The organism is Phenylobacterium sp. (assembly GCF_025934275.1).
In the GTDB taxonomy this organism is placed as follows: domain Bacteria; phylum Pseudomonadota; class Alphaproteobacteria; order Caulobacterales; family Caulobacteraceae; genus Phenylobacterium.
Map to the genome: position 1 here is coordinate 1 of NZ_JAICYI010000010.1, position 26894 is coordinate 26894.

A 26894-nucleotide genomic window follows, 5' to 3' on the forward strand; every position below is an offset into this window, starting at 1 on the left:
ATCCGCCGCCAGCGCAACTACGACTGCTTCGAGCCCTTCTGAAGCGGGGCCTTGCGGCGGATCGGGACGCGCCACGCGCGGCTGATGGCGCGGATCGATGCGCTCGCGGACGAGATCGCGCGGCGGCCCTGCGGCTAGAGCAGCGCGCCCTTGCCGCTGGTGACTTCGGAGTAGCGGTGCACGCGCACGGCCTGGACGAGGCCGAAGCCGACCATCACCGTCAGCATCACCGTGCCGCCGTAGGAGAGCAACGGCATCGGCACGCCCACGACGGGCGCCAGGCCCATCACCATCGAGCCATTGATCAGCACATAGAGGGCGAAGGTCACCGTGACGCCCGCTGCGGCGAGCCGCCCGAAATGGCTGTGGGAAATGTAGGCGGTTCGGAGCGCCATGAAGATCACCGCCGCGTAGAGGGCGAGCAGGAAAGCGCAGCCCACGAACCCGAACTCCTCGGCGAGCGTGGCGAAGATGAAGTCGGTCTGCTTCTCGGGCAGGAAGTTGAGCTGGCTCTGCGAACCCAGGCCATAGCCCTTGCCCAAGAGACCGCCGGAGCCGATGGCGATCGACGACTGCAGCGTGTGGTAACCCGCGCCGGACGGGTCCTCCTCCGGATTGAGGAAGGTGAGGATCCGCTGGCGCTGGTAGTCGTGCATGGCGAAGAAGTAGACGAGCGGCGCAAGCACCGCCGCGCCCAGTCCGCCGGCGGCGATCACCCGCCAAGAGAGCCCGGCCAGGATCACCACCAGCACGCCGGTCAGCAGGATCAGCAGCGCCGTGCCGAGGTCCGGCTGCTTGGCGACCAGCGCGACCGGCACGAGGATGAGCAGGGCGGGCCAGAGCAGCCACCAGGAGAAGGTCGCGGTCCGGCTGGAGGCGCTGTGGTAGAAGCGCGCCAGGGCCAGCACCAGGCCGATCTTCATGATCTCCGACGGCTGGATCTGGACGGGGCCGAGCTGGATCCAGCGCGTGGCGCCCAGCGCATGGTGGCCGACCACCAGCACCGCCATCAGCAACAGCAGCCCCAGCCCGTAGATCGGATAGGCGAGCGCGAACCAGACGCGCAGGTCGATCAGCGAGAGCGCGATCATGATTCCGAAGAAGAAGACGTAGCGGGCGAGCGTCGGCAGCGCCCAGGGCATCCAGGACGAGCCTGCGATCGAGAACTGCATCATGATCCCGGCGACCGCGATAAGCGTCAGCGCCAGGCAGAAGATCCAGTCGATCTCCGAAAGCTTGACGATGAGCCGGTCGCGTTCGCCGGGACGGGTCAGGGCCGAGACGGTCATGCGGCGGGCGTTCCTGATGGCAGGCCGGGTTGCGAATTGGGATCGAGCGGCGTCGGCGGCAGGTCGGGCACCACGTCGCCGCTGGCCGGTCCGGAGGGCGCCTCGGGCAGCGGCAGCGGCTTCTCGATCTTCGCCCTGAGCTCAGGGTCCTTCAGCAGGGCCACGCGCATGATCTCCCGCGCCCGGGGGGCCGCGGCCTGGGCGCCGAAGCCGCCGTGCTCGACAAGCACGCTCATGGCGTACCGCGGCTCGCCGATCGGGGCGAAGCAGATGAACCAGGCATGGTCGCGCAGCTTCCACTCGCCGACCGCGCCGTGGGCGCCGTGGCCGCCGTGGTACTCGACCGCCTGCGCCGTGCCTGTCTTGCCGGCCATCTTGATATCGGGACCGAGGCCCAGGTCGGCCACCGCCGCCGCCGTGCCGTGGCCGGTGGTCACCGCGGCCATGGCGTCGCGCACGAACTGCAGGTGCGCCTTGTCGACCTCCAGCTCGCCCCAGGCGGCGCCGGACTTCTGCTCGACCCCGCCGATCGAGCGCACCAGCCTCGGATGCAGGGCCTTCTGGCCGTTGGCGATGCGTGACGCCTGAACGCAGAGCTGCAGCGGATTGAGGTGCGTGTAGCCCTGGCCGATGCCCATCGAGGGCGTCTCGCCCGGATGCCAGACAGGGTCCTTCTTGAAGGTGCGGCGCTTGTAGGCGGTGTCGGGCACCAGGCCCGCCTTCTGTCCCGGAATGCCGATGTCGAAGATCTGGCCGAGGCCGAACTTGCGCGCCATCTGCGCGATCCGGTCGGGCCCGACCCAAAGCGCGCACTGGTAGAAATAGATGTCGCAGGAGGTGGCGATCGCGCCCTTCAGGTCCTGCGCGCCATGCGCCTCGTCGCAGTGCCAGGGGCGCCCGCCCCAGAACCAGACCTTGTTGCAGACGTGGACCGTCCGGGGATCGTAGCCGGCGTCCAGCGCCGCCAGCGCGACCATGGTCTTGAAGGTCGAGCCGGGCGGATAGGTGGCGGTCAGCGCCTTGTTGAACAGCGGCTTGCGCTCGTATTGGGCCAGCGCCTGGTACTCCGCGGCGGTGAGGCCGCGCACGAACCGGTTCGCATCGAAGCTCGGCCCGGAGAACATGCACAGGATGTCGCCCGAGCGGCAGTCCATCATCACCGCCGCCCCGCTCTCCTCGCCGAACACCTGCTCCGCGCGGAGCTGGACGTCGGCGTCGAGCGTGAGCCTGATCTCCTTGCCGGGGACGGCCGGAATGTCGCCGTTCGGGTCGTGGCGCACCTCGCGGCCATTGGAGTCGACCTCCACCTTCTGCGCGCCGGGCTGGCCGCGCAGGTCGAGGTCGTAGGCCTTCTCGACCCCCTGTTTGCCGATCCGGAAGCCCGGGTTGTACATGATCGGCTCGGAATTCGGGCCGGTGTCGGTGATGTCGTCCTTGTTGACCTTGGCCACGTAGCCCACGACGTGGGCGAAGGCGCCGCCGTGCGGATAGACGCGCACCTCGCCCATGTCGGCGGTGACGCCGGGCAGCTCGGGCGCACGCAAGTTGATCGCGCTGAACTGCTCCCAGCTCATGTCCTCCATCACCTCGACGGGAGTGCGCTTGGGCGAGTTGGCGATGTCCTTGACGAGGCGGGCCTGGCGCTTGTCGTCGAGCGGCACGAAGTCGGCGAGGATCGCCAGCGTCGCCGGCACGTCGACGCCCTTGTCGCGCGCCACCATCAACCGGAAGTTCGGTCGGTTCGAGGCGAGGATCACCCCGCCGCGGTCGACGATCAGGCCGCGCGGCGGCGGCACCAGCTTGAAGTTGAATTGGTTCGAAGCCGAGAGCTTCTCGTAACGCTGGGTCTCTAGGAGCTGCAGCTGGGCCAGCCGGCCGCCGAGCGCCAGCAGGCCGACGCCCGCGAAGCCGCCCAGCAGGAAGGCGCGGCGGTGGAACACGCCCTGCCGCTCGTTCACCTCCTCGAAGAAGATGGCGGGTTCGGCCATCGCCGTCGCCCCTAACGGAACCGCACGTCGGCGTCTTCGAACATCTCGATCAGCCGGTTTGCAAATGGATAGAGGACGATTGTGGCGAGGTATTGCCAAGCCAGCGGGATGAGGCCCGGCAGGTTCTTGTCCTTGACGCCGGCCACTATCACTCCGACCCCGAACGCGAGGGCGGTCACCACGGCGTAGAAGCCCCACAGCGCGGCGCGGCCCTGGCCGGAGATCATGCTGCGGCTGGCCAGCACCACGCCGTAGGCGACCAGCAGGCAGAGCGCCCAGAGCCCGAACGGCCCGCCCCAGAAGACGTCGAGCAACAGGCCCATGAGCACGATGGCCGCCGGGGCGATCACCGAGGGGCGGATCACCCCCCAGGCAAACACGGCGGCCATGGGGAAGACCGGCTCCGGAAGCTGCAGGCCCCAGATGCGCAAGGGGATGCCGAACAGGATCGTCACGCCCAGCACCTGGAGCATCGGGACGCCGATCCAGCGCCAGGGTTCGAGCGAGCGGACGGCGCTCACGTGGGCGGCTCCTCCGCATCGGAGGGCGCATTCGGCTCGGCCCTGGCCGCCGGCTTCGGTCCTGCCGGCGACTTGGCGCCGACCGGCGCCTTGGCGCTGACTGCCTTGGAGGGCGGTGGCTTGGCCGGGAGCTTGGCGGCGGCCGGCTTGACGGTGGACGGCTTGACGGTGGACGGCTTCTCGCCCGGGCGCGCGGCCTTCTCGGCGCCCGAAACCGGCCTCGGAGCCGACGCCGCGGCAGGCTTCGATGCGGCGTCGGCGGGTTTCACCGCCGGCGGGGCGGCAGGCTTCGCGCCGATCGCCGGCGGAACGGCGGGCTGCGGGGCGATGGTCAGCGCGCCGGCGGTCGGCGGCGGGACTTCTCGCTCGGCGAGCTCGCGCTGGTTGACCAGCTGGGTGAAGTCCTGGAACAGCAGCACGCGCACGAAATCGATCGGCGACTTGTCGGAGGCGAGCACCACCCGCCAACGGCCGTCGAGGCCCCTTACCGCCGTGCCCACCGGCAAGCCGCGCGGAATCACCCCGCCGTCGCCGGAGGTGATCACCCGGTCGCCTTCCTTCACAGGGCTCTCGCCGCGCAGGTACTCGAGCTTGGGATTGGGACCGCCGTCGCCGGTCAGGATGGCCCGCGCATTGGTGCGATCGATCATCACCGGCACCTTCGAGGCGGTGTCGGTGAGCAGCAGGACGCGGCTCGCGCCTTCGGTGACGCCTATGATGCGGCCGACCAGGCCGTTCTCGCTCATCACCGGATTGCCGACCTTGACGCCCTTCTCGCGCCCGGCGTTGGCCAGCCGGGTGTTGGCGAAGGGGCCCCTGGCGTCGGTGACCACGCGGGCGGCGACCATCGGGATCGGCGGATCGGTCTTGAGACCCAAGAGCGTGCGATAGCGCGCGTTCTCGTTGCGCAGCGCCAGGGCCACGTCGCGCCACTGGCTCATCTCCTTCAGGTCGGCCTTCAGCCGGCGGTTCTCGGAGACGGCGAAGAAGTAGCCCTTGATAGTGTCGATGCCGGCGCCGGTCCAGCGGCCGGGCGCCGAGAGCGCATCGCCCGCCGGCGCCAGCACCTGGTCGGCCACGCCGCGGGTCGCGCCATAGGCCTCGGCGCGGAAGCTGTCGCGGCGGTCGGAGACCAGGAGCGCGATCGCGGCGACGATCGCCACCGCCACGGCCACGCCGGCCGTCCAGGTCAGCGGGACCTTCAGCTCACCGAACGGACTCTCCCGAAGGGACACCTGGGATCCTCGTCTTCAACGGCGTTCGCGACAGCCCCCCGTCGCCCAATGCGCGTGAGTCGCGAGGCCCTAGGCTAGCGTGGATTCGAGCACGCCCTTCATCCATTTCGGATGTTCGAGCACCTTGCCGCAGCCGAGCGCCACGCAGGACAGGGGATCGTCGGCCACCGTCACCGGCAGGCCGGTGTGGTCGCGGATCTCGGCGTCGAGGCCGCGCAGCAGCGCGCCGCCGCCGGTCAGCATGATGCCCTTGTCGGCGATGTCGGAGGCGAGCTCCGGCGGGGTCGCCTCCAGCGCCATCTTCACCGCATCGACGATCTGGCCGACCGGCTCTGAGAGCGCGTCGGAGGCCTGCTTCTCGGAGATGCGCACTTCGCGCGGCACGCCCTGCATCAGGTCGCGGCCCTTGACCTCGATGGAGAGGCCCTCGCCGTCGGCCGGTGCGCGAGCGGTGCCGATCTCCTTCTTGATCCGCTCGGCGGTTGTCTCGCCGATCAGCAGGTTATGGTTGCGGCGCATGTAGGAGATGATCGCCTCGTCCATCTTGTCGCCGCCGACGCGGACGGAGCGCGAATAGACGATGCCGGAGAGCGACAGCACGGCCACCTCGGTGGTGCCGCCGCCGATATCGACCACCATCGAGCCCGTCGGTTCGTGGATCGGCAGGCCTGCGCCGATCGCCGCGGCCATCGGCTCGTCGATCAGCCCGACCCGCCGGCCGCCGGCGTTGAGGCAGGAATCGTTGATCGCCCGGCGCTCCACCGCGGTCGCGCCGGACGGCACGCAGACGATCACCTTCGGATTCACGAAGCCCTTGCGGTTGTGAACCTTGCGGATGAAGTACTTGATCATCTCCTCGGCGACTTCGAAGTCGGCGATGACGCCGTCGCGCATCGGGCGGATCGCCTCCATGTGGCCGGGCGTCCGGCCGAGCATCTGCTTGGCCTCGATGCCGACCGCGTGGACCACCTTGCGGCCGCCCACGTTGCGGAGAGCGACCACCGAGGGCTCGTTGAGGACGATGCCCTTGCCCTTCATGTAGATGAGGGTGTTGGCGGTGCCGAGATCGATGGCGATGTCGTTGGAGATCGCGCCGAAGAGGGATGAGATCATCTAGGGCCCTGACGACTGGGGGCTGGAGGGTCCGGTTCCGCCGCGGCCTCCGCAGCGGCATCCGACGCCCCTGATTGTGCGTCGAGTCGCTACGATTTCCGGTAGGCTTCTTCGCCTCGTGTGCCCTGCCCCATAGTCGAATTCAAGGCTTAAAGAGCAGTGTGCGCTCTCCCGTCGCGCGCGAATTTTACGCGGCCAAGGTTCGCGCCTGAGGGTGCGGCTCGGGGTCGCGGACTGCCGCGCGCACGGCGAGGCCATCTTATTCCACCGCGAGGATCACGTGGGGCGCCTTGATCAGCGCCGTGATCGGGTCGCCGCACTCGATCTCCAGAGCCTGAGCGCTCTCGACGGTGATGGTGGCGACGAGCGTCTTGCCGCCGCCGATATCGACGACCACTTCGCTGTTGACCGCCCCGTCCTCGCGGGCGGCGACGCGCCCGCTGATCTGGTTGCGGGCGGAAGTCTTCAGGTTCTCGCCCTTGGCCAGCAGGACGAAGCTCGACTTGATCAGGGCGACCGCCGGCGCGCCAACCCGAAGGGCCAGATCCTCGACGCTGCGGCGGGTGAGGATCGCGACGATCTCCACGCCGTCGGCGATCCGCAAGACCACCTCGCTCGAAACCGCGCTCTCGGCGATGTGGCTGATCTCGCCTCGCAGGGCGTTCCGCGCCGACGTCCGCATGCCCAAGCTCCAGAAGAGGTCCCTCGCCGTCTCGCCCGCCAGGCCGGCCTCCAGCTTGGCGAGCGCCGCGTCGATCTCGCTCTGGACGCGGTGGAAGGCGATGACGACCTGGCGTCCGCGCGGCGTGGCCCGCGCCGCCCCGCCGCTCCGCCCGCCGGCGGCGGCCTCGATCAGCGGCGTCTCGAAGAGGTTGTTCAGCGCCTGGACCACATCCCACGCGCCCTTGTAGCTGAGGCCCACGCGCTTGGCGGCGGCGGCGATCGAGCCGAGATCGTCGACCGCCTCGATGAGGGCCACGCGCTGCAAGCTGATGCGAGGCGAGAGCCCCCGCCGCAGGGCGACGCTGACGCTCAGGGCCTTGTCGCCGGCCATCTCACGCCTCCTCCGCCGCGGCGGGCTCAATGCCCGCGGCGAGCGCCGCCCGCGCCAGCGCCTCGACCTGCCCAGGGGTCATCAGCGTCAGAGGACCCTTCGCGGCGCGCCGCTCCGGTCGCACCTCGACCATCGGACCCAGGCGGCCATGGCGCATCCGGACCACCCGGTCGGCCAGCCTGGCGACCTCGGCCGCGTCGTGGCTGACGTAGATCACCGGCAGCCGCAGACGGCGATGCAGGTCTTCCAGGTAGGGCATCACCTCGGCCTTGCTCGCCAAATCGAGGCTCGAGAGCGGTTCGTCCATCAGCAGGACCACGGGACGGCTCAGCAGCGCGCGGGCGATGGCGACCCGCTGCCGCTCGCCGCCGGAGAGCCGCTCCGGCCCGCGCTCGAGCAGGGCCGCGAGGCCCAGCATCTCGGCCACCTCGGTCAAGCTGGGCCCCTCGCCGGGGGCGGCGCGGCGACTCGCGAAGGCCAGATTCTGGCGGACCGACAGGTGCGGCAGCAGACTGGGCTCCTGGAACACATATCCGACGCCGCGGCGGTGCGGCGCGAGGAAGCGGCGCTCGTCCTGCCAGACGGTCTCGCCGACCGAGACCCGGCCCTCGGCGCGGACGAGCCCAGCCAGACACCTGAGCAGCGTCGTCTTGCCCGAGCCGCTGGGCCCCACCAGCGCCGTGACGCCCAGGCCGGGAATCTCGGCCGCACAGTCCAGGACGAACTCGCCGAACCGGCCGTTCAGCCGAAAGGTCAAGGTGCGCGCCCCGCTCATGGTCGCGGAGCGCCGGCGCGCCGGTCGATCACCAGCAGCGCGAAGAGCACGAGGAAGGCGAAGACGACCAGCGCCGCCGCGAGCTTGTGCGCCTCGCCGAACTGCAGCGCCTCGACCAGCTGGTAGATGCGGATCGAGAGGACTTCGGTCTTGCCCGGAATGGCGCCGCCGATCATCAGCACCACGCCGAACTCGCCGACGGTATGGGCGAACACCAGGACGGCGGCGGTCGCGAAGCCGCGGCGGGCGAGCGGAACGGCCACTGAGAAGAAGGCGTCCGCCGGCGAGGCGCGCAAGGTGGCGGCGACTTCGAGCGGACGTGGGCCGATCGCCTGGAAGGCGCTGCGGATCGGCTGCACGGCGAACGGCAGGGAGTAGATGACCGAGCCGATCAGGAGGCCCCAGAAGGTGAACGCGAGCGTGCGGACCCCGAACGGATGCAGCAGCACCATCAGCGGGCTGGCGGGTCCGAGCGCGATCAGCACGTAGAAGCCGAGCACGGTCGGCGGCAGGACGATCGGCAGCAAGACGAGCGCCGCCACGGCCTCGCGCCGCCAGGACCTGCCGTGCGCCAGCCACCAGCCAAGCGGGGCGGCCAGGACGAGCAGGATGAGGGTCGTCAGGCTCGCCAGCGCAAGCGTTGTCCAGACCGCCTCGGCCATCAGGGCGCGCCATAGCCATAGCGGCGGATGATCGCCTTGGCCTGGGGCCCCTTCAGGAAGGCCAGGAAGGCGCGTGCGGCCGCATCGCCCTTGCCGGGGCCGAGCAGGATCGCCTGCTGGGCGATGGGCGCATGCAGGGTCTCAGGCACGATCCAGCGGGAGCCCCTTGAGCTCAGGACCTGGGACAGGGCCACGAAGCCCAGGTCCGCCGCGCCCGTGGCGGTGAACTGGTAGGCCTGGGTGATGTCGGAGCCACGCACGATCTTCGGCTCGACCGCGGGCCAAAGCCCCAGATGCCGCAGCGTCTCGATGGCGGCCTGGCCGTAAGGGGCGGTCTTCGGGTCGGCGATGGCGAGCTTGGCGAATTTGCCGCCCTTCAGCACCGCGCCGCGTCCGTCGACCAGGCCGGGCGTGCGGGAATAGAGCGCCAGCCGCCCGACCGCATAGGTGAACCGCGTCCCGGCGACGCCGAAGCCCGCCTGCTCGGCCTTTTGCGGCCGCGCGGCGTCGGCGGAGAGGAACACCTCGAACGGGGCGCCATGTGCGATCTGCGCATAGAAGGCGCCCGAGGACCCGAAGCTCAGGCTCACATGGTCGCCGGTCGTCTGCTCGAAGGCGGCGGCGATCTCCTTGCCGGGGGCGGTGAAATTGGCCGCCACAGCGACCTGCACATCTGCCGCCACCGCGGGGCCCGCCAACCCGCAGGCCAGTAGGGCCGCCAACGCCCAGAGACACGTCAGCCGACGCTTGGGTCGCAGGGCGGTCATTCGGCGCTCTCCTCCCTCATCCGAGGACCCGGGGCTCTCTTTCATTAGGCCATCCTGGTCGTTATGTAATCACTCTACATAACGATGGGGATGCGGCCCAGCTCATGGCGCGGCCGCACGGCCAAGGAGGGGGATTGCGCAGAAAACTCAGGCGGTCGGGCCGCTTCGCAGGCGAGCAGGTGGAAGGCCGCGTGCGACACTGGCTCGTGCCGAAGTTCGCTCGGTTCGAGGCCGGCGCCGCCTGGCTCGACAAGGGCCGCTTCCTGACGGACGCCCCGAACGCGCCCAAGAATGGCGATTCCCGCTACGCCTATGCCGAGCTGGACTTCAGCTTCTAGCGCCGGGTCCGACCGCCGCCGCCGCTAAAACCCGCTCGCCACCTTGCCGCCGGGCGCGGACTTCTCCTTGCGGGCCATGAGGTTGTTGAGCGCATTGACGTAGGCCTTCGCGGAGGCGGTGAGGGTGTCGGTGTCGGCCGCCTGGCCGGTCGCGATCCGGCCGTCCTCCTCCAGCCGGACCGAGACCTGGGCCTGGGCGTCGGTTCCTTCGGTCACCGCGTGCACCTGGAACAGCCGAAGCGTCGCATCGTGCGGCACCGCGGCGTGGATGGCGTTGAACACCGCGTCGACCGGACCATCGCCGGTGGCGTTGGCCTTGCGCTCCTCGCCTTCGATGGTGACGGTCAGGAAGGCCTCCTGCGGCCCCTCTGTGCCCGCGATCACCCGCAGGTGCTTCACCTGGATGCGGTCTGCGCCCGAGGCCAGCGCATCGTCCACCAGGGCCACGATGTCGTCGTCGAAGACGTGCTTCTTCTTGTCGGTCAGGTCCTTGAAGCGCTGGAAGGCCTCGTTGAGGGCGTTCTGGCCGAGCTCGTAGCCCAGCGCCTTCAGCTTCTCGCGGAAGGCGTGGCGGCCGGAGTGTTTGCCCATCACCAGGTTGGATTCCACCTGGCCCACGTCCTCCGGCTTCATGATCTCGTAAGTCTCGGCGTTCTTCAGCATCCCGTCCTGGTGGATGCCGGCCTCGTGGGCGAAGGCGTTCTTGCCGACGATCGCCTTGTTGAACTGCACGGGAAAGCCGGTGATCGCCGAGACATAGCGGCTGGCGCGGGTGATGTGCTGGGTCTCGACGCCGGTCGCGAACGGCAGCTTGTCGCCGCGGACCTTCAGGGCCATCACGATCTCTTCGAGCGCCGCGTTGCCGGCCCGTTCGCCGATGCCGTTGACCGCGCACTCGATCTGCCGCGCCCCGCCCTGCACGGCGGCGATGGAGTTGGCGACCGCCAGCCCCAGGTCGTTATGGCAATGGGCGGAGAACACGACCTTGTCCGCGCCCGGCACGGACTCGATCACGTCGCGGAACATCTCGGCGTATTCGGAGGGGTAGGAGTAGCCCACCGTGTCCGGCAGGTTGATTGTCGACGCTCCGGCCCGGATCGCCGCCTCGACGCAGCGCAGCAGGTAGTCGCGCTCGGTGCGGGTGGCGTCCTCCGCCGACCACTCGACGTCGTCGCAGAGGTTGCGGGCGTGGCTCACCGACTTGGTGACCATCTCCAGCACCTCGTCCGGCTCCATCTGCAGCTTCCATTTCATGTGGACGGGGCTGGTGGAGATGAAGGTGTGGATCCGGCCGCGCTTCGCCTTCCTGATCGCCTCGGCGCAGCGGTCGATGTCGGCCATGCCGGCGCGGGCCAGGCCGCAGATGGTGGATTCCGTGACGATCTCGGCGATCTGCCGGACCGCCTCGAAGTCGCCGTTCGAGGCGATCGGGAAGCCGGCTTCGATGACGTCGACCTTCATCTCCTCCAGGATCTTGGCGAGCTCCAGCTTCTCCTCCAGCGACATGGAGGCGCCGGGCGACTGCTCGCCGTCGCGCATGGTGGTGTCGAAGACGATGACATGGGCGCGCTCGTCGGCGGGAGCGGGCGTATCGGATACGGGCATGAGAGGATCTCTTCGCGGAAGGTTGTCGGATCGGGCGGATTGGGAAAGCCCCTGAGCGCCCGGCCGCGAAGACGCGCAGCCTAGTCGGTCGCCCAGGGGCTGCTAAGCCCCAGCGACAGAAGAAGCAGGCTGTCCAGCCGCGTGCGCATGCCTCGCATGTACCGAAACGCGTCACTTACGGCAAGCTTGTTGCGCAGTCGCGGACTCAGGCCGCCTGCCGCGCAAGAACCTTGCGCACGGCCGGGCGGTCGGCGACGCGCCGCGAATGCTCGACCAGCCGGCGGAACTGGCGCGGATCGACGCCGTCGCCGTCCAGCCAGCCGAACAACGTAAAGAGGTAGCCGTCGCAGACCGTGTACTGGTCGCCCATCGCCCACGGGCCCTTGAACATCTCGTCCTCGATAAGGCGGAAGCAGTCCGTCTCGTTCTGCGCCACCTTGTGCGTCATGTCGGCGAAGGACGCCTCGTCGTCCGCCCAACGGTAGCCACGGTGCTTGTGGGCGTGCGCCACGTGCACGGTCGAGCAGAGATAGCTGTTGAACGCGTGCGCCTGGGCGCGCTCCCAGGCATCGACCGGAAGCAGCTGCGCCGCGGAGTACGTCTCGGCGATCCACGACAAGATCGCGGGGGTCTCGGTCAGCACGCCCTGCGGCGTGATCAGCGCCGGCACCCGGCCCTTGGGGTTCACGGCAAGGTATTCCGGGCGCCGCTGGTCGCCCGTCTTGGTGCTCATGATGACCAGCTCGTAGTCCGCGCCGGCCTCCTCCAGCGCGATGAGCGAAGCGAGCGAGCAGGAGCCCCAGGCATGGAACAGCTTCATCATCCGCTCTCGCCTCCCTTGGCGACGGCCGCCTCGCGGGCCTTCAGCCACTTGCGCGCATACCAGCCGATGCCGAGCCAAAGCGCCACGACGGCGACCAGCATCAGGATGTGGCCGGCGCCGCCCTGCCCTTTCATGACCCGCGCGACGGAATTCCCGGCGAAGGCGGTGAGCGCGATCTTCGGAATGATCCCCAGGCCCGTGCCGGCGGCGAAGTCGAGCGCGCGCATCGGCGTGACGCCGGCGGCCATGTTGACCACGATGAACGGCGCCGACGGCACCAGGCGCACGATGAAGCTCGCCGCGAAGCCGTTGCGGCCAACCAGCGCCATGAACGCCTTCACGCCGTCGCCGGAGAGGCTGGAGAGTGTCCGCGCTCCGGCGAGCCGGCCGAGGTAGAAGCCGACCAGCGATGAAGCCATGGTGCCGACCCAGCTATAGGCGAAGCCCGTCCACGGCCCGAACGCCACCACGCAGGCGGCGATCAGCATGAACTGCGGCACGCCGAGGAACGCCAGCACCGCGAATGCCGCGACCGCAACCGGCAGCGCCCAGGGGCCGCTCGCTGCGCCCAGCCATCGCTCGACCGTCGCCTCGCCGCCGAAGCCAAGCGCCTGGGCCCCGAACAGGAACACCAGCCCCACCCCACCGAACAGCACGAAGGAGACGACAATCGCCCGCCAGGCCTTGGCGTCCATGTTGGTCAGGAAGGCGAACAGGCGGCGCATCTGGGGCGCTGAGGTCGCCTGTTCGACGCCGAGGGTCAAGGTGCGGTGCAACATGCCCGGTTCCCCGCAAGAGCGGCTTAGGCTAAAGGCACGCGCATTCGAACAACCCAGATTTCGGGAGCCTTGCCCGCCATGTCGCTCGAATCCGCTGCGCTCGCCCGCGTGAAGCCGTCCGCCACCATGGCGGCCGACGCGAAAGCGCGCGAACTGAAGGCGCAGGGCCGCGACATCATCTCGCTGGCCGCGGGCGAGCCCGACTTCGACACGCCGGAGAACATCAAGGACGCCGCCATCAAGGCGATCCGCGACGGCAAGACCAAGTACACCAACGTCGACGGCATCCCGGAGCTGAAGGAAGCCATCTGCGCCAAGTTCGCGCGCGAGAACGGCCTTGCCTACAAGCCCAGCCAGATCAACGTCTCGCCGGGCGGCAAGCCGGTGATCTGGAACGCCATGATCGCCACCTTGAACCCCGCTGACGAGGTGGTGATCCCGGCGCCCTACTGGGTGAGCTATCCGGACATGGTGGCGCTGGCCGGGGGGACGCCGAAGGCGATCATGACCGAGGCGCCCTCCTTCAAGGTGCGTCCCGAGCAGCTCGAGGCGGCGATCACGCCAAAGACCCGCTGGCTGATCCTGAACTCGCCGTCGAACCCGTCCGGCGCGGCCTACACCAAGGCCGAGCTGCGCGGCCTCGCAGACGTCCTCCTGAAGCATCCGCAGGTCTGGATCCTCACCGACGACATGTACGAGCACCTGGTGTTCGGCGACTTCCAGTTCTTCACCATCGCCCAGGTCGAGCCGGCGCTCTACGAGCGGACGCTGACCATGAACGGCGTCTCCAAGGCCTACGCGATGACCGGCTGGCGGATCGGCTACGCCGGCGGTCCGGAGCCGCTGATCAAGGCGATGGCCAAGGTGGAAAGCCAGACCACCTCCAACCCCTGCTCGATTTCGCAGTGGGCGGCGGTGGAGGCGCTGACCGGGCCGCAGGACTTCATCAGGCCGAACGCGCGCAAGTTCGAGGAACGGCGCGACCTGGTGGTCTCGATGCTGAACCAGGACAAGGGCATCCGCTGCCCGACGCCCGAAGGCGCCTTCTACGTCTATCCCTCGGTCGAGGGCCTCGTCGGCAGGAGGGCGCCGTCCGGCAAGACGATCCGGAGCGATGAGGATTTCGCCGTCGAGCTGCTGGAGGCGGAAGGGGTCTCGGTCGTATTCGGCGCGGCGTTCGGCCTCTCTCCGTTCTTCCGGATCTCGTATGCGACCTCAAACGCCAACCTGGAAGAGGCCTGCTCGCGGATCCAGCGGTTCTGCGCCTCGCTCGGCTGAGCCCTCAGGGACGGCCGCCCGGATTCCACTGCGGCTGGAAGTCGCTGTTCACCAGCCATTGGATCGGCGGGACGAACGAGGCGATCACCCGATCCATGAAGGCGAGGTCGACGTGAGCCAGATCGTCGGTCGGGCTGTGATATGTGGGCGTCAGCGGCCAGGCGGTCACCGCCTGGGCGACCACGCCGGAGAGCGCGAGCTGGTAGTTGTCCGAGCGCTGGAAGAAGCGCTGCTGCGGATAGGGATCCGGCTCGATCAGCGCGCCGTGCGCCTTCAGCGCCGGTCCGAGATTGGAGCGTTCCCAGCCGGTGAGCATCAGCGCGCCGGGGTTCTTGGGATCGTCGACGGCGATCATCTCGAACTCCAGGTTCGCCGCGAAGTCGGAGGTGGGCTCCGGGGGATGAGACTGGAAGTACTCGGAGCCGAGCTCCCCCTCCTCTTCGCATCCGAACAGTCCGAAATAGACGGTGCGCCTTGGCCTGGGCCCTGAGCCGAGGATGCGGGCGAACTCCAGCACGGCGGCGGTTCCAGAGGCGTCGTCGTCGGCGCCATGAAAGATCACCCCGTTGCGGACGCCCAGGTGGTCGTAGTGCGCCGAGAGCAGGATGGCATGCCGGTCCGCATCGCGTTCGCGGCCGTGGATCACGCCGATGACGTTGTAGGTGGTGCGCGCCTCGGGCTCGCCCTGGGCCGCCGTGAGCTTCGCCGCTCCGTCGCCGATGTCGGCCAGGCTCGCGAACACCTCGGGCTTGAGCACGATGGTCGCCCCGCCCGTTGGCGCCTCGTGCGGCGGACCGGCGACCACCTCGGTGCCGCCCGGCGCTCGCTGCAGCAGCTCGTCCCAGCGGCGGAGCGCCACGCCGCCGGCCCGGACGATGACCGCCGCGGCGCCCGCTCTGAGCACTGCGGCCGGCGGAGCCGCACCGGGCGCGAAGTCATAGATGACGACCTTGCCGGGGACGTCGGCGAGCGGCCCGCCGGCTGCGAGGCGGGTCAGCGGCGCCTCGAGCGTGGCCGGCATGTCGCTCACCACCATGTCGTCGCCTTCGGCCAGCTTGACGGTACGGCCGCCGCTCGAAAGCTCCACCGTCGGCGGAACTGCGAATCGCCGTCTGAGCAACTGCACCGGCTGCAGGTATCCGCCCCTCTCGAAGGCGCCCCTGATGCCTGACCGCTTCAGCTGGCTGACGAGGTAGCTGGCCGCCGCATGCTCGTCCTCTGAGCCGCACTTGCGGCCGTGCAACGCATCACCGGCCAGGTGTTCGAGGTTCGCTTTCACGCACGTCGTGCAGACCGGCGCCGGGGCGTTCATCGCCCCCGAGCTCGATGCTGACGCCAGCAGGCTGATGGCCGCCAGCGCGGCTGGAACCGGCTTCACTCAACAGCTCCCCGGACGCCGGCTTGCGGCCGGACGTCCGGGAGCCTGCCATGGCCGGCTGCGGACCGGAAGCCCGCCCGGCGTCGCGGGCTAGTGCTTGTCGCGCCAGGCGTCCTTGGCCGCGTCTTTGGTCATGTTCAGGCAGACCTTGTCTTCCTCGACGTGGTCCACCCAGCTCAGCGGGATCATGTGGTGCTTGAGGCCGGCGGCCGCGTCCATCTTGGCCAGTTCGATCTCCTCGCCCATGACGTGGTCCACGCGCCCGACGTGACCGCCGTCGGAGCCCACCACTTCCATGTGCTCGCGGATTTCAGATGGTTGGATCATGCTCGTTCCTCATCATGCTCGGGGATGACAGAGAACGATCCTGGCGGCCGAGGAGTTTCGAGTGGTCGAGCCGATGAACCTGAACAAGGCGCGCAAAGCCCGCGCCAGATCCGAGGCCAAGACGCGCGCCGCGGAGAACCGCATTCGCTTCGGCCGGACGAAGGCCGAAAAGGAGCTTTCCAAGCTCGAAGCGGCCCGCGCAGACCGCGCCCACGAGGCGAAGAAGCGTGAGGACTGACGTCGTCCTGCAGTCGCTGACCTGTCGTGGCCGCGCCTGATGCCGGGGTTGCGCAAGCGCTCTGTGCTGCTCGCCGGGCATGCGACGTCGATCGCGCTGGAGCCGGAGTTCTGGGCGGTGCTGGAGGAGATGGCTCGCGCGCGGAAGGTGAGCCTCGCAGGGCTGATCGCCGGGATCGACGCGGCGCGCGCCGGCCGCGGCCTCGCCTCGGCGTGCCGCATCGCCGCCCTCGCCTACGCCAAGGCGCGCTGAGTCACGCTACCGGGGGCGCGGGATGGGCGTCGGAACGTGCGGCCGTTGCGGCAACGGCGGGACATTGGGCAGGTGTGGCCGCACGGGCGCGGGCGGCCGCGGGAGCGGCAGGCTCAGCCGGCTTGCGCCTCGCCGCACCCAGACGACGCCCACGATCAGGATCAGCAGGCCGATCAGGACCACCGCGAGCGCCACGGCCAGCGGACGGGTCCTGCGCGGGTCGGAGTCAGCCATGGATATTCCAGCTCCGATCACGCGTCGGCAACCCAACATAACGCCCTCTACGAAGTTCCGCCGCAAGGGTTAAGCGCGCGGAGTGACGTGCTACATATGTTCCGATGTCCGAGTCCTCAGACCCCGCCTTTGAGCCGCCGGCGCCCCGCGTCAGCGACCTGGCCCGGCCGCGCGGGCCGGCTGGCGACTACCTGGACGGCCTGAACCCGGAGCAGCGGAAAGCCGTCGAGGCGACGGAAGGCCCGGTGCTGGTGCTGGCCGGGGCGGGCACCGGCAAGACCCGCGTGCTCACCGTCCGTCTCGCGCACCTGCTGGCGACCGGGCGGGCGCGGCCCTGGGAGCTGCTCACCGTCACCTTCACCAACAAGGCCGCCCGCGAGATGCGCGAGCGGATCACCGCCATCATCGGCCCGCAGGCCGAGGGGCTGCGGTGGCTGGGCACCTTCCACTCGATCGCCGCCCAGATTCTCAGGCGGCACGCCGAGCTGGTGGGGCTGAAGTCGAACTACACCATCCTCGACGATGACGATCAGGAGCGGCTGATCAAGCAGGTGCTCGAGGCCGAGAACATCGACGCCAAGCGCTGGACGCCCAAGGCGATGGCGGGCCTGATCGACCACTGGAAGAACCGCGGCTGGACGCCGGAGAAGCTTCCGGCCCAGGAGGGCGCCCATTTCGCGAACGGCAAGGGCGAGCGGCTCTACCGGCTCTATCAGGAGCGGCTTCGGGTGCTGAACGCCTGCGACTTCGGCGACCTGCTGCTGCACAACCTGACGATCTTCACGACGCACCCGGACGTGCTGGCCGACTACCACGGCCGGTTCCGCTATATCCTGGTGGACGAATACCAGGACACCAACGTCGCCCAGTACCTGTGGCTGAGGCTGCTCGCTCAGAAGAGCCAGAACCTCTGCTGCGTGGGCGACGATGACCAGTCGATCTACGGCTGGCGCGGCGCCGAGGTCGACAACATCCTGCGCTTCGAGCGTGACTTTCCCGGCGCCCAGGTGATCCGCCTGGAGCGCAACTACCGCTCGACCAGCCACATCCTGGCCGCCGCATCGGGACTGATCAGCGCCAACAAGGGCCGGCTCGGCAAGACGCTGTGGACCGAGGCCGAGGGCGGCGAGAAGGTCGTGGTGCGCGGCGTCTGGGACGGCGAGGCCGAGAGCCGGCTGATCGCCGACGAGGTCGAGCAGGCGAAGAAGAAGGGGCGGCGCTATCGCGAGATGGCGATCCTGGTCCGCGCCTCGTTCCAGATGCGGGCGTTCGAGGAGCGCTTCGTGCTGCTGCAGATCCCCTACACCGTGATCGGCGGCCCGAGGTTCTTCGAGCGCGCGGAGATCCGCGACGCCCACGCCTACCTGCGGCTGATCCACTCCGAGGACGACGACCTGGCCTTCGAGCGGATCGTCAACACCCCCAAGCGCGGCATCGGCGACACGACGGTGCAGAAGCTGCTGCAGATCGCGCGGCTGAGCGGGGCGCCGGCGAGCCGAGCGGCGCGCCAGATCGTGCTCACCGACGAACTGCCGGCCCGCACGCGCACCTCGCTCGCCAACTTCCTGCGCGACCTCGACCGCTGGCGGGCGGAGGCGGGACGGATCGCCCATCCCCGGCTCATGGAGATGGTGCTGGAGGAGAGCGGCTACACCGACGCCCTTAGGCTCGACAAGACGCCCACCGCCCAGACGCGGCTGGAGAACCTGAAGGAGCTCGTCCAGTCCATGGGCGCCTTCGAGACGCTGGAAGCCTACCTGGAGCATGTCGCGCTGGTGATGGATCTCGACCGCGGGCCGGCGGCCGACGCGGTGCAGATCATGACCCTGCACTCCGCCAAGGGCCTGGAATTCCCGATCGTCTTCCTGCCCGGCTGGGAGGAAGGCGTCTTCCCCTCGCAGCGCAGCCTCGACGAGAAAGGCGAGAAGGGGCTCGAGGAGGAGCGCCGGCTGGCCTACGTCGGCCTGACGCGCGCACGGCAGGAGGCGCGCATCTCCTTCGCCGCCAACCGACAAGTCTATGGCCGCTGGACGAGCCAGCTCCCCTCCCGCTTCGTCGACGAGTTGCCGCTCGCCAACGTCGAGGCGACCAGCGAGACCGGCTACTACGGCGGCGGCCCGGGCATGCAGCAGCATGGCAGCCGCTGGGACGAGGCGCCGAACTTCGGGGCCGGCTATTCCTCGCCCGGCTGGCGAAGGGCGCAGGCGGCGGGCTACCGCGGAAGCCATCCGGGCCGCCAGCAGGTCATCGAGGGCGAAGGCCGGCTGGTCGCGGTCTCCGAGCCTTCGCACCAGAGCGACTACGCCCGCGGTGACCGTGTCTTCCACCTGAAGTTCGGCTATGGCGTCGTCACCGGCATCGAAGGCAACAAGCTCACCGTCGCCTTCGACAAGGCCGGCGAGAAGAAGGTGATCGACTCGTTCGTGGAGAAGGGATGAGGGCCTTGGTTCGCCTACCCGTCATGGCCGGGCTTGTCCGGGCCATGACGATCGGGAATTTATGAATTCGGCGTCTTGTGGCGCTTCATCATCGCGCGCACGAGGACGGCTCCCACCCCCGCCGTGACCGCGGCGCCGGCGGCGATGGCGGCGGCGAGGCCCCATCGGTTGGCGCCCGCGCGCTGAGGGACCTCCGGGCCGACCGCCTCGTCGGCGGCGAGCGGATTCTGCAGGGCGGCCTCGGAGACCGGCTTGCGGAACACCACGGCCTCGCGCTCGGGATCGACCTCGGCGACTTCCCAGCCGACGCCGGTCCAGGCGCGCACGTGCGGCCGCTCGCCGCTGTTGGCCCACCAGCCGGCGCCGCCGCGCGCCGACTTCGGCAAGGCGAAGCCCAGAACGTCCTCGACCTCCGCGAAGCTGGCGCGCCATTCGGGCTCGGAGTGACCTGAGAGGCGCTCCGACAACGGCTGGTATTTGCTCATGAGCCAAGGTCTCCCGCCGACCAGAACGCCCGATCCGCCGTGACGGCGCCAGCTTGGCCCTGAACCAATCCGGCGAATGCGCGCTGTTGGGCCCGATGGAACGGATATCGCGCGAGGCGAAGGCCTTCTACGCCGGGGCGAGCATGGCGCTCGCCGCCGGCCTCCTCATGGGTGCGGCCATGAAGCCCGACTTCGGCTGGGACGACCGGCCGGCCGGCCCGCAGATCGTCGCCGGGACCGACGGCGCGCGAGCGAGCGGCCCCTTCGACGACGACGCCGCAGTGAGCTTCGCCGCCTACAAGGGTCGGGTCCCCGACTACGTGACCGGCTCCGACGCGAAACAGGCGGCGGCCCGGTTCATGGTGGCCTCGGCGCCCCGCCCTGCCCCCGAGCCGCCTCTGGCCAGCCTCGATGACGAGGCGGGCGTCGAACCCACCCGCGCCGATGATGAAGACGGGCCGACGCCGCGCGTCAGCTATCCGTCCATCGACGGCGGCGCGGCGATCAGTGCGGACCCATCGGCCGCTCCGGACCAGGGCTGAGCCCTCGCCTTTCGGCCGGCCGGCCGCTAGATGGGCCCGATGACCGATGCGGCCGTCCAGATCGTCGCCCGCGGGCCGCGCGCCGCGGCGGAAGCGGCGTCGGCGGCGCTGGACGCCGATTCCGCGACTGAGGCTCTCACCTACTCGATCCTGGAGGAGGACGAGGCCAAGCGGCTCTGGCGGATCGACGTCTTCCCCGCCGGGGCCGATGAGCGGGCCGCGACCGAGGCGGTGCTCCGCCGCTTTCCCGCCCTGCAGGTCGCGACCGAGGTGCTGGCCGACGCGGACTGGCTCGCGCTGTCGCTTTCAGGGCTGCCGCCGGTGCGGGCGGGACGCTTCTTCGTGTATGGGGCGCACGACCGCGGGCTCGCGACGCCGAATACGGTGAACCTGCGCATCGAAGCGGGCGCGGCCTTCGGAACCGGCCATCACGGGACCACCGTGGGCTGCCTGACCGCCTTCGACCGGCTGCTCAAGCTGCGCCGGTTCCGGCGGGTGCTCGACGTGGGATGCGGCACCGGCGTGCTGGCGATCGCCGCGGCGCGGACCGGAAGCAGGCTGACCCTCGGCACGGATATCGATCCGGTCTCGGTGCGGATCGCCGGCGAGAACGCAAAGCTGAACGCCGCTCGCGTCCGCTTCGTGCACGCCCGCGGGCTTGCAGCTGCGGCCGTGCGGGCGAGCCGCCCGTATGATCTGGTGTTCGCCAACATCCTCGCGCCGCCGCTGGTGGCCCTGGCGCAGGACATCCGCGGCGCCCTCGCGCCCGGCGGGATCGCGATCCTCTCGGGACTGCTCCGGAGCCAGCAGCGGCGGGTGCTGGCGGCCTATGTCTCGCGGGGGTTCCATCTCGAGCGGCGCCTCCATCGCGACGCCTGGGCGACGCTGGTGCTGCGGCGAGGCTGACGGAACCTCTCGCAGCGGGAGGGGGTTGTTGCCCGGACGGCCAAGCTGGGCCGCCCAGATAGGGACTTCCCGCCATGTCAAACGGCGATGATCATGTCGAGCGCACCACCACGACCACGGACGGGTCGACCACGGTCCGGGAGGTGCGTACAGGCGGCGGAGCGGCCGGCTGGTGGGTGGCCGGCATCGTCGCCGTCGTGGCGATCGTGGCGGTGCTGTTCTTCATGAACCAGAACAACGCCGCGCAGACGCAAGCGGCGCAGCAGCAGCAGGCGACCACCCAGGCCGCGCTGGACAATGCCGCGACGAGCGCCCAAAGCGCGGCCGCCCAGGCCAGCCTCTCGGCGCAGCAGGCCGGAGAGCACGCCGCGCGGGTCACTGAGGATGCGGCCCAGTCGGGCGCCCGCAGCGCCGCCCAGGCCGTCCCGACCGCGCCCAGCGCCGCCGACGCCGGCCGCGATGCGAGCGACACGGACGCAGCGCCGCCGCCGCCGCAGTAGCTCGAGGTCCGACCAGCCCGGCGCTCGCCCTTTGCCGCGCGCGGCGAAGGGGTTACATCGCCTGGGATGCGCCAGTCCTTCGATGAGACCACCGACCGATCCTTCGGATCGAAGCACGTCCCGCTGATCCGCCGCGCCATGGCCGAGCAGGGCCTGGACGGCGTGCTCGTGCCGCACGAGGACGAGCACCAGAACGAGTACCTGCCGGCCGCGAACGACCGGTTGGCCTGGGCGACAGGCTTCACCGGATCGGCCGGCGCCGCGGTGATCCTGAAGGACAGGGCCGCGGTCTTCGTGGACGGCCGCTACACCCTGCAGGTCCGCGACCAGGTGGACCCCACGCTGTTCGAGATCCGCGACCTGGTGGACGGCGGCGTCCCGGCCTACCTGGAGAGCGCGCCCGGGCGAGGTCAGCGGATCGGCTACGATCCGCGGCTGCACAGTCCTGATGCGCTCGAGCGGCTGAAGGCCGCCGTCGCCAAGGCCGGGGCCGAACTGACCCCGGTCAGCCCCAATCCGATCGACCAGGCCTGGGGCCAGGCGCGGCCGCCGCAGCCGGTGGCGCCTGTCGTGCCGCATCCGCTGGAATACGCCGGCGAGGAGTCGGGCTCGAAACGCCATCGGCTCGGCGAGGAGCTCATAAAGCGCGGCGCGGAGGCCGCGGTGATCACCGCGCCCGCGTCCATAGCCTGGCTGTTCAACGTGCGCGGCGGCGACGTCATCCGCTCGCCCCTGCCGCTCGGCCAGGCGGTGCTCTACGCCGATGGCTCGGCCCGGCTGTTCCTCGATCCGCAGAAGGTGACGCCGGAGCTTCGGCCGTGGCTCGGCAACGAGGTGCGGCTGGAGACGCCGTCGGAGCTGCCCGAGGCGCTGGCCGAGCTCAGCGGCAAGCGGGTGGTGGTGGATCCGGCGCAGTCCTCGGCCTGGTACTTCGAGGCGCTGGCGGGGGCCGGCGCGAAGGTGCTGCGCGGCGAGGATCCCTGCGCGCTGCCGCGCGCCTGCAAGAACCCGACGGAGATCGAGGGGGCCCGCAAAGCGCATGCCCGCGACGGGGCGGCGCTCACCCAGTTCCTGCACTGGCTGGGGACCGAGGCGCAGGCCGATCCGCCGGACGAGCTCACCGCGGTCGCCAGGCTGGAAGCCTTCCGCGAGGCCACCGGGGCGCTGAAGGACCTCTCGTTCGACACCATCGCCGGCGCCGGCCCGAACGGCGCCATCGTCCACTACCGGCCGACCAAGCGCCTCAACCGCCGCGTCGAGGCGGGCACGCTGATGCTGGTGGATTCCGGCGCGCAGTACCTGGACGGCACGACCGACGTCACCCGCACGGTGGCGATCGGCGAGCCCACCGAGGAGATGAAGTCGCGCTTCACCCTGGTGCTGAAGGGTCATCTGGCGCTGGCGCGCGTGCGGTTCCCCGCGGGCACCACCGGATCGGCGCTCGACGTCCTGGCGCGCCAGGCGCTGTGGGCGAACGGCCTCGATTATGACCATGGCACCGGCCACGGCGTCGGCTCCTACCTCGGCGTGCACGAAGGGCCGCAGCGGATCGCCAAGGCGCCCAATTCGGTGGCGCTCCGGCCCGGGATGATCGTCTCCAACGAGCCCGGCTACTACAAGGAAGGCGCCTACGGCATCCGCATCGAGAACCTGCAGGTCGTCACCGAGCCGCAGGAGATCAAGGGCGGCGAGCGGCCGATGATGGCGTTCGAGACGCTGACGCTGGCGCCCATCGACCGGCGCCTGGTGGTCAAGGCGATGCTGACCGATGAGGAGCGCGCCCAGTTCGACGCCTACCACGCCCGCGTGCGCGCGGTGATCGGTCCGCAGCTGCCCGCGGCGGCGCGCAACTGGCTCGCCGAGGTGACCGCGCCGCTCTAGGCGGAGGGCGACCGCTCCAGCGAGGCCTGCACCGCGAGCGACAGCGAGAGAGCCTCGATCGCCCGCTCGACGTCGAGCAGCCCGGGATCGGCCGCGCCCAAGATGCAGTCGCGGAAGCGTTCGAGCTCGAGCTGGTAAGGATTGTGCTGCGGAAGCTTGGGCTCCGTGGCGCCGCCTTCGGCGTAGAGCCGGCAACGGCTGGCGATCCCGCCCGCATCGATCAGCGTCTCGGCTTCGGCGAGCGCCTGCTCGAACACCGCGCGAAAGCCGGTGGCGAACGCCGCGCCGCTCGGCAGGATGCCGCTCGCCAGGACGCTCGCAAGCCGGCCGTCGTCATAGCGGAGCATGGCCGTCGCCTCGCCGATCCCATCTCCCCAGGCCGCTGCGCGGGCCACGACCTCGGCGGGGGCGCCCATCACCCAGCCGACGAAGTCCAGGTCGAAGGTCATGAGCTCCGTGGTGGGATCGGAGTAGTGCGGCTTGTGGTCGGGCGAGTCCGCGCGGAGATAGGAGCCGAGCCGATGGGCGGTGAGGCTCACGAGCCGGCCGTAACGGCCGTCCTCCACGGCGGCGCGGACCCATTGACAGGCGGCGACGGAGCGCATCAGCAGGCCGACCTGCAGCAGCTTCCCAGAGCCGCGCGCGGCGTCTCGCATGCGCGCGGCTTCGGCCATCTCGGTGGCCAGCGGCGTCTCGCAGAAAACGTGCTTGCCGGCCTGCAGCGCGGCGACGACGTGGTCGGCGTGGACCGCCGTCGTCAGGCAGACGTCGATGGCGTCCACGGCCGGATCGTCGATCAGGTCGCGGGCGGCCGCGCAGACCCTCGCGCCGGAGGGCTGAGCGATCGCGGCCGCCTTTTCGGGGTCGCGGCTGTAGACGCCCGCCAGCTCAACGCCATCCATTTGGCCGTAACACCAGGCGTGCTCCGCGCCCATCGCGCCGGCGCCGAGAAGGCCGATGCGGATCGTCATCGCTCCTTCTCCGGACCGACCCGGGCTCAGTGCCGCGTCGGGTTGGGCGGACCGGCCACGAGGCGCGGGACGGGGCCACGGCGACGACGACACGGCCGCGAGCCCGGATCGGGAAGCGCCGCATCCAGGTCGCGGGCGAGCTTGGCCTCGAGCGCGATCGCCTCGCGAATCTCCTCGCCCACCAGCAGGAAGGCGTCGGTGAGCTCGACCAGCTTCGTCGGGTCCTTCTCCACCTTGGCGCGGGCGTGGAGATCCTCCGCCACGGTCATGCCGAGCCTCTGAAGCTCCCGCAGCTTGCGCAGCTGCTCGAACTGTCGCTGGATTTTCATGAACGAAACAGGAACATAGATCGGCCTCGCCGTCAAGCCCTGATCGCGGTTCAAGCGCCCACCAGGGCCAGCCATTCGTCCTCGGTCAGGACCTTGACGCCGAGCTCGGCGGCGGTCTTCAGCTTCGACCCGGCGCCGGGACCCGCGACCACCAGGTCGGTCTTCTTCGAGACCGAGCCGGCAACCTTCGCGCCCAGCCGCTCGGCCTGCGCCTTGGCCTCGTCGCGGGTCATCCGCTCCAAGGCGCCGGTGAACACAACGGTCTTGCCGGCGACGGCGGTGTCGGCCTTCGGCTGCTCGGCGTCCTGCACCTCCAGCTGGGCCTTCAGATCCTCGACCATGCCGCGGTTGTGGTCCTCGGCGAAGTAGGCCGCGGCGGCCTCGATCACCGCCTCGCCGATCTGATCGAGAGCGTCGAGTTCGGCGATCGCGTCGGGATCGCGCTCGGCCACGCGATCCATGGCCGCCAGGAAGGCGGCGACCGAGCCATAGCCGCGGGCCATCACCGTGGCGGTGGTCTCGCCGATGTGGCGCACGCCCAGGCCATAGATGAAGCGGTCGAGCGAGATACGCCGGCGCGCCTCGATGTTCTCCAGCAGGTTTCGAACCGAGACCTCGCCATACCCTTCGGTGGCCAGGAGCTCGTCGCGATGATCGCGCAGGCGGAAGATGTCGGCCGGGGAGTTGAGCCAGCCGCGCTCGGAGAAGGCCACCAGCTGCTTCTCCCCAAGTCCCTCGATATCGAAGGCGCGGCGGGAGACGAAGTGGCGCAGGTGGGCGAGCTTCTGGAACGGGCAGGCGAACTCGCCCGAGCAGCGGCGCACCACGGTTTCGGCGCCCGAGGCGGTGGTCTCGCGCACGACCTCGGTCTTCAGCGGGCAGGGACAGACGTGCGGGAATTTGTAGGCGCGCGCGCCCTTCGGCCGATCGGAGACCACGACGCTGACGATCTGGGGGATCACGTCGCCGGCGCGCTGCACGATGACGGTGTCGCCGAGGCGAGCGTCGAGGCGGGCGATCTCGTCGGCGTTGTGCAAGGTGGCGTTCGTGACGACCACGCCGCCGACAGTGACCGGGGTCAGGCGGGCGACGGGCGTGAGCGCGCCGGTGCGCCCCACCTGGATGTCGATGGCCTCGAGCACGGTGCGGGCCTGCTCGGCCGGGAACTTCCGCGCAATGCCCCAGCGCGGCGCGCGCGAGACGAAGCCCAGACGCTGCTGCCAATCGAGCCGGTCGACCTTGTAGACCACGCCGTCGATGTCGAAGCCGAGGTGGGGGCGAAGCGCCTCCATCTCGCGGTACGCCGCGAGCAGGCCCTCCAGACCGTGGACGCAGCGCGACTGCGGCGTGGTCTGGAATCCCCAGGCACGCAGCGCCTCCAGCGCGGCCCACTGGGTCTCGGCGAACGGCGCGCTGATCACGCCCCAGGCGTAGGCGAAGAAGCGCAGCGGCCGGCCCGCGGTGATCTTCGGATCGATCTGCCGCAGCGAGCCCGCGGCGGCGTTGCGGGGATTGGCGTAGGTGCGCTGTCCGGCGGCGGCGGCGGCCTCGTTCAGGGCTGCGAACTCTGCGTGGCCTAGGTAGATCTCGCCGCGCACCTCGATGAGCTCTGGCCAGCCGGACCCGGCCAGGCGTCCGGGGATCTCGCCGATGGTGCGGACGTTGGCGGTGACGTCCTCGCCCACGCGGCCGTCGCCGCGCGTGGCGGCGCGGGTGAGCTCCCCCCGCTCGTAGCGGATCGAACAGGAGAGCCCGTCGATCTTCGGCTCAGCCGTGTAGCCGACCGGCGCGTCGGGGAGCCGCAGGAAGCGGCGGATGCGGGCGTCGAACTCGGCGGTGTCCTCGTCGGAGAAGGCGTTGTCGAGCGAGAGCATGGGGACGCCATGCTCGACCGGCGCGAACTGCTCGGAGCGCGCCGCGCCCACCTTCAGCGACGGCGAGTTCTCGCGGACCAGGTGCGGAAAGCGGGCCTCGATCTCGCCGTTGCGGCGCTTGAGCGCGTCGTATTCGGCGTCGGAGACGACCGGCGCATCCTCCCGAAAATAGGCGATGTCGTTGCGCGCGATCTCGTCGGCCAGCCGCGTCAGCTCGTTCGCCGCTTCGGCTTCAGTCAGGTCGGCGACGGGCGTGGTCGAGGACATAGAGCGAAAGCTCTAACTTCCTTTCCCGCGAAGCGGGAGAGGAAG

27 protein-coding genes and 1 pseudogene are annotated in these 26894 nt (G+C 70.0%); 9 read left to right on the top strand and 19 right to left on the bottom strand.

Annotated elements, in window-relative coordinates; translation table 11 throughout:
• Positions 1-134: 134 nt before the first annotated feature.
• The 9 genes and pseudogenes from rodA to modA all read right to left on the bottom strand — a co-directional run bounded on the left by rodA (position 135) and on the right by modA (position 9404).
• Positions 135-1289, bottom strand: a complete 1155-nt coding sequence (gene rodA / locus Q0W60_RS04135; RefSeq protein WP_297692859.1) for a rod shape-determining protein RodA — start codon at positions 1287-1289, stop codon at positions 135-137.
• Positions 1286-3277, bottom strand: a complete 1992-nt coding sequence (gene mrdA, locus Q0W60_RS04140; protein WP_297692861.1) for a penicillin-binding protein 2 — start codon at positions 3275-3277, stop codon at positions 1286-1288. The genes rodA and mrdA overlap by 4 nt, the downstream gene beginning before the upstream one ends.
• Before the next feature lie 11 nt (positions 3278-3288).
• A complete protein-coding gene (locus Q0W60_RS04145; protein ID WP_297692863.1) occupies positions 3289-3798 on the bottom strand; it encodes a hypothetical protein in 510 nt (169 codons plus the stop codon).
• A 215-nt stretch (positions 3799-4013) separates the two neighbouring features.
• Positions 4014-5033 (bottom strand): annotated as a pseudogene (gene mreC, locus Q0W60_RS04150) (rod shape-determining protein MreC); the annotation flags it as partial.
• 69 nt (positions 5034-5102) lie between these two features.
• A complete protein-coding gene (locus Q0W60_RS04155) occupies positions 5103-6146 on the bottom strand; it encodes a rod shape-determining protein (RefSeq protein WP_012522835.1) in 1044 nt (347 codons plus the stop codon).
• Positions 6147-6405: 259 nt separating this feature from the next.
• Complete coding sequence (locus Q0W60_RS04160; RefSeq protein ID WP_297692866.1) at positions 6406-7200, bottom strand: TOBE domain-containing protein; 795 nt, start codon at positions 7198-7200, stop codon at positions 6406-6408.
• 1 nt (position 7201) lies between these two features.
• Positions 7202-7957, bottom strand: a complete 756-nt coding sequence (locus tag Q0W60_RS04165; RefSeq protein ID WP_297692868.1) for an ATP-binding cassette domain-containing protein — start codon at positions 7955-7957, stop codon at positions 7202-7204.
• Between the two features lie 14 nt (positions 7958-7971).
• The gene (modB, locus tag Q0W60_RS04170) at positions 7972-8637 is read right to left on the bottom strand and encodes a molybdate ABC transporter permease subunit (protein ID WP_297692870.1); all 666 of its coding nucleotides are present in this window, start codon (positions 8635-8637) and stop codon (positions 7972-7974) included.
• Entirely contained in the window at positions 8637-9404 is a 768-nt protein-coding gene (gene modA, locus Q0W60_RS04175) for a molybdate ABC transporter substrate-binding protein (RefSeq protein ID WP_297692872.1), read from the bottom strand. Before modA ends, modB begins: the two co-directional genes overlap by 1 nt.
• A gap of 191 nt (positions 9405-9595) precedes the next feature.
• Here modA and Q0W60_RS04180 point away from each other — a divergent pair, with 191 nt between their 5' ends.
• Positions 9596-9742 (top strand): hypothetical protein, encoded by a 147-nt coding sequence (locus Q0W60_RS04180; protein ID WP_297692874.1) that lies wholly within the window; start codon positions 9596-9598, stop codon positions 9740-9742.
• A 24-nt stretch (positions 9743-9766) separates the two neighbouring features.
• Here Q0W60_RS04180 and Q0W60_RS04185 read toward each other — a convergent pair whose 3' ends face one another.
• The 3 genes from Q0W60_RS04185 to Q0W60_RS04195 form a co-directional block, all read right to left on the bottom strand.
• The gene (locus Q0W60_RS04185; protein WP_297692876.1) at positions 9767-11347 is read right to left on the bottom strand and encodes a 2-isopropylmalate synthase; all 1581 of its coding nucleotides are present in this window, start codon (positions 11345-11347) and stop codon (positions 9767-9769) included.
• A gap of 205 nt (positions 11348-11552) precedes the next feature.
• The gene (locus Q0W60_RS04190; protein ID WP_297692878.1) at positions 11553-12170 is read right to left on the bottom strand and encodes a glutathione S-transferase family protein; all 618 of its coding nucleotides are present in this window, start codon (positions 12168-12170) and stop codon (positions 11553-11555) included.
• On the bottom strand, positions 12167-12949 hold the full coding sequence (locus Q0W60_RS04195; RefSeq protein WP_297692880.1) for a TVP38/TMEM64 family protein: 783 nt from the start codon (positions 12947-12949) through the stop codon (positions 12167-12169). The genes Q0W60_RS04190 and Q0W60_RS04195 overlap by 4 nt, the downstream gene beginning before the upstream one ends.
• 78 nt (positions 12950-13027) lie before the next feature.
• Between Q0W60_RS04195 and Q0W60_RS04200 the strand changes: the two genes are divergently transcribed.
• Positions 13028-14227 (top strand): pyridoxal phosphate-dependent aminotransferase, encoded by a 1200-nt coding sequence (locus tag Q0W60_RS04200; RefSeq protein ID WP_297692882.1) that lies wholly within the window; start codon positions 13028-13030, stop codon positions 14225-14227.
• A 4-nt stretch (positions 14228-14231) separates the two neighbouring features.
• Here Q0W60_RS04200 and Q0W60_RS04205 read toward each other — a convergent pair whose 3' ends face one another.
• On the bottom strand, positions 14232-15605 hold the full coding sequence (locus Q0W60_RS04205) for a M28 family peptidase (protein WP_297692885.1): 1374 nt from the start codon (positions 15603-15605) through the stop codon (positions 14232-14234).
• A gap of 90 nt (positions 15606-15695) precedes the next feature.
• Complete coding sequence (locus Q0W60_RS04210; RefSeq protein WP_297692886.1) at positions 15696-15932, bottom strand: DUF2171 domain-containing protein; 237 nt, start codon at positions 15930-15932, stop codon at positions 15696-15698.
• Positions 15933-15993: 61 nt separating this feature from the next.
• Between Q0W60_RS04210 and Q0W60_RS04215 the strand changes: the two genes are divergently transcribed.
• Complete coding sequence (locus tag Q0W60_RS04215; RefSeq protein WP_297692888.1) at positions 15994-16170, top strand: DUF4169 family protein; 177 nt, start codon at positions 15994-15996, stop codon at positions 16168-16170.
• 39 nt (positions 16171-16209) lie between these two features.
• Positions 16210-16422 carry a ribbon-helix-helix domain-containing protein gene (locus Q0W60_RS04220; RefSeq protein ID WP_297692890.1) on the top strand — a complete coding sequence of 71 codons (213 nt, stop codon included), beginning with the start codon at positions 16210-16212 and terminating at the stop codon, positions 16420-16422.
• Positions 16423-16428: 6 nt separating this feature from the next.
• Here the strand turns inward: Q0W60_RS04220 and Q0W60_RS04225 are convergent, their stop codons facing one another.
• On the bottom strand, positions 16429-16656 hold the full coding sequence (locus Q0W60_RS04225) for a hypothetical protein (RefSeq protein WP_297692892.1): 228 nt from the start codon (positions 16654-16656) through the stop codon (positions 16429-16431).
• 104 nt (positions 16657-16760) lie between these two features.
• On the opposite strand from Q0W60_RS04225, the gene Q0W60_RS04230 reads away from it, so the two are divergent.
• A complete protein-coding gene (locus tag Q0W60_RS04230; protein ID WP_297692894.1) occupies positions 16761-19094 on the top strand; it encodes a UvrD-helicase domain-containing protein in 2334 nt (777 codons plus the stop codon).
• A 59-nt stretch (positions 19095-19153) separates the two neighbouring features.
• On the opposite strand, the gene Q0W60_RS04235 is transcribed toward Q0W60_RS04230, so the two are convergent.
• Complete coding sequence (locus Q0W60_RS04235) at positions 19154-19579, bottom strand: hypothetical protein (RefSeq protein WP_297692896.1); 426 nt, start codon at positions 19577-19579, stop codon at positions 19154-19156.
• A 53-nt stretch (positions 19580-19632) separates the two neighbouring features.
• On the opposite strand from Q0W60_RS04235, the gene Q0W60_RS04240 reads away from it, so the two are divergent.
• The 4 genes from Q0W60_RS04240 to Q0W60_RS04255 all read left to right on the top strand — a co-directional run bounded on the left by Q0W60_RS04240 (position 19633) and on the right by Q0W60_RS04255 (position 23408).
• Positions 19633-20121 (top strand): hypothetical protein, encoded by a 489-nt coding sequence (locus tag Q0W60_RS04240; protein WP_297692898.1) that lies wholly within the window; start codon positions 19633-19635, stop codon positions 20119-20121.
• Between the two features lie 39 nt (positions 20122-20160).
• The gene (locus Q0W60_RS04245; RefSeq protein ID WP_297692900.1) at positions 20161-21027 is read left to right on the top strand and encodes a 50S ribosomal protein L11 methyltransferase; all 867 of its coding nucleotides are present in this window, start codon (positions 20161-20163) and stop codon (positions 21025-21027) included.
• 74 nt (positions 21028-21101) lie between these two features.
• Entirely contained in the window at positions 21102-21527 is a 426-nt protein-coding gene (locus Q0W60_RS04250) for a hypothetical protein (RefSeq protein WP_297692901.1), read from the top strand.
• 66 nt (positions 21528-21593) lie between these two features.
• Complete coding sequence (locus Q0W60_RS04255) at positions 21594-23408, top strand: aminopeptidase P family protein (RefSeq protein ID WP_297692903.1); 1815 nt, start codon at positions 21594-21596, stop codon at positions 23406-23408.
• Here Q0W60_RS04255 and Q0W60_RS04260 read toward each other — a convergent pair.
• Genes Q0W60_RS04260 through ligA form a run of 3 tightly spaced genes read right to left on the bottom strand, consistent with a single transcriptional unit; the run spans position 23405 to position 26849 of the window.
• Positions 23405-24379 carry a Gfo/Idh/MocA family oxidoreductase gene (locus Q0W60_RS04260; RefSeq protein ID WP_297692905.1) on the bottom strand — a complete coding sequence of 325 codons (975 nt, stop codon included), beginning with the start codon at positions 24377-24379 and terminating at the stop codon, positions 23405-23407. The genes Q0W60_RS04255 and Q0W60_RS04260 overlap by 4 nt on opposite strands.
• A 26-nt stretch (positions 24380-24405) precedes the next feature.
• Positions 24406-24708, bottom strand: a complete 303-nt coding sequence (locus tag Q0W60_RS04265) for a hypothetical protein (protein WP_297692907.1) — start codon at positions 24706-24708, stop codon at positions 24406-24408.
• 50 nt (positions 24709-24758) lie between these two features.
• Entirely contained in the window at positions 24759-26849 is a 2091-nt protein-coding gene (gene ligA, locus Q0W60_RS04270) for an NAD-dependent DNA ligase LigA (RefSeq protein ID WP_297692909.1), read from the bottom strand.
• Between the last annotated feature and the right edge of the window lie 45 nt (positions 26850-26894).

Excerpts from the sequence above, each read along its gene's own strand:
- rodA (WP_297692859.1), bottom strand. The coding sequence starts at position 1,289 with ATGACCGTCTCGGCCCTGACCCGTCCCGGCGAACGCGACCGGCTCATC.
- mrdA (WP_297692861.1), bottom strand. The coding sequence starts at position 3,277 with ATGGCCGAACCCGCCATCTTCTTCGAGGAGGTGAACGAGCGGCAGGGC.
- Q0W60_RS04155 (WP_012522835.1), bottom strand. The coding sequence starts at position 6,146 with ATGATCTCATCCCTCTTCGGCGCGATCTCCAACGACATCGCCATCGAT.
- Q0W60_RS04160 (WP_297692866.1), bottom strand. The coding sequence starts at position 7,200 with ATGGCCGGCGACAAGGCCCTGAGCGTCAGCGTCGCCCTGCGGCGGGGG.
- modB (WP_297692870.1), bottom strand. The coding sequence starts at position 8,637 with ATGGCCGAGGCGGTCTGGACAACGCTTGCGCTGGCGAGCCTGACGACC.
- modA (WP_297692872.1), bottom strand. The coding sequence starts at position 9,404 with ATGACCGCCCTGCGACCCAAGCGTCGGCTGACGTGTCTCTGGGCGTTG.
- Q0W60_RS04185 (WP_297692876.1), bottom strand. The coding sequence starts at position 11,347 with ATGCCCGTATCCGATACGCCCGCTCCCGCCGACGAGCGCGCCCATGTC.
- Q0W60_RS04190 (WP_297692878.1), bottom strand. The coding sequence starts at position 12,170 with ATGATGAAGCTGTTCCATGCCTGGGGCTCCTGCTCGCTCGCTTCGCTC.
- Q0W60_RS04195 (WP_297692880.1), bottom strand. The coding sequence starts at position 12,949 with ATGTTGCACCGCACCTTGACCCTCGGCGTCGAACAGGCGACCTCAGCG.
- Q0W60_RS04200 (WP_297692882.1), top strand. The coding sequence starts at position 13,028 with ATGTCGCTCGAATCCGCTGCGCTCGCCCGCGTGAAGCCGTCCGCCACC.
- Q0W60_RS04210 (WP_297692886.1), bottom strand. The coding sequence starts at position 15,932 with ATGATCCAACCATCTGAAATCCGCGAGCACATGGAAGTGGTGGGCTCC.
- Q0W60_RS04220 (WP_297692890.1), top strand. The coding sequence starts at position 16,210 with ATGCCGGGGTTGCGCAAGCGCTCTGTGCTGCTCGCCGGGCATGCGACG.
- Q0W60_RS04225 (WP_297692892.1), bottom strand. The coding sequence starts at position 16,656 with ATGGCTGACTCCGACCCGCGCAGGACCCGTCCGCTGGCCGTGGCGCTC.
- Q0W60_RS04230 (WP_297692894.1), top strand. The coding sequence starts at position 16,761 with ATGTCCGAGTCCTCAGACCCCGCCTTTGAGCCGCCGGCGCCCCGCGTC.
- Q0W60_RS04235 (WP_297692896.1), bottom strand. The coding sequence starts at position 19,579 with ATGAGCAAATACCAGCCGTTGTCGGAGCGCCTCTCAGGTCACTCCGAG.
- Q0W60_RS04245 (WP_297692900.1), top strand. The coding sequence starts at position 20,161 with ATGACCGATGCGGCCGTCCAGATCGTCGCCCGCGGGCCGCGCGCCGCG.
- Q0W60_RS04250 (WP_297692901.1), top strand. The coding sequence starts at position 21,102 with ATGTCAAACGGCGATGATCATGTCGAGCGCACCACCACGACCACGGAC.
- Q0W60_RS04255 (WP_297692903.1), top strand. The coding sequence starts at position 21,594 with ATGCGCCAGTCCTTCGATGAGACCACCGACCGATCCTTCGGATCGAAG.
- Q0W60_RS04260 (WP_297692905.1), bottom strand. The coding sequence starts at position 24,379 with ATGACGATCCGCATCGGCCTTCTCGGCGCCGGCGCGATGGGCGCGGAG.
- Q0W60_RS04265 (WP_297692907.1), bottom strand. The coding sequence starts at position 24,708 with ATGAAAATCCAGCGACAGTTCGAGCAGCTGCGCAAGCTGCGGGAGCTT.
- ligA (WP_297692909.1), bottom strand. The coding sequence starts at position 26,849 with ATGTCCTCGACCACGCCCGTCGCCGACCTGACTGAAGCCGAAGCGGCG.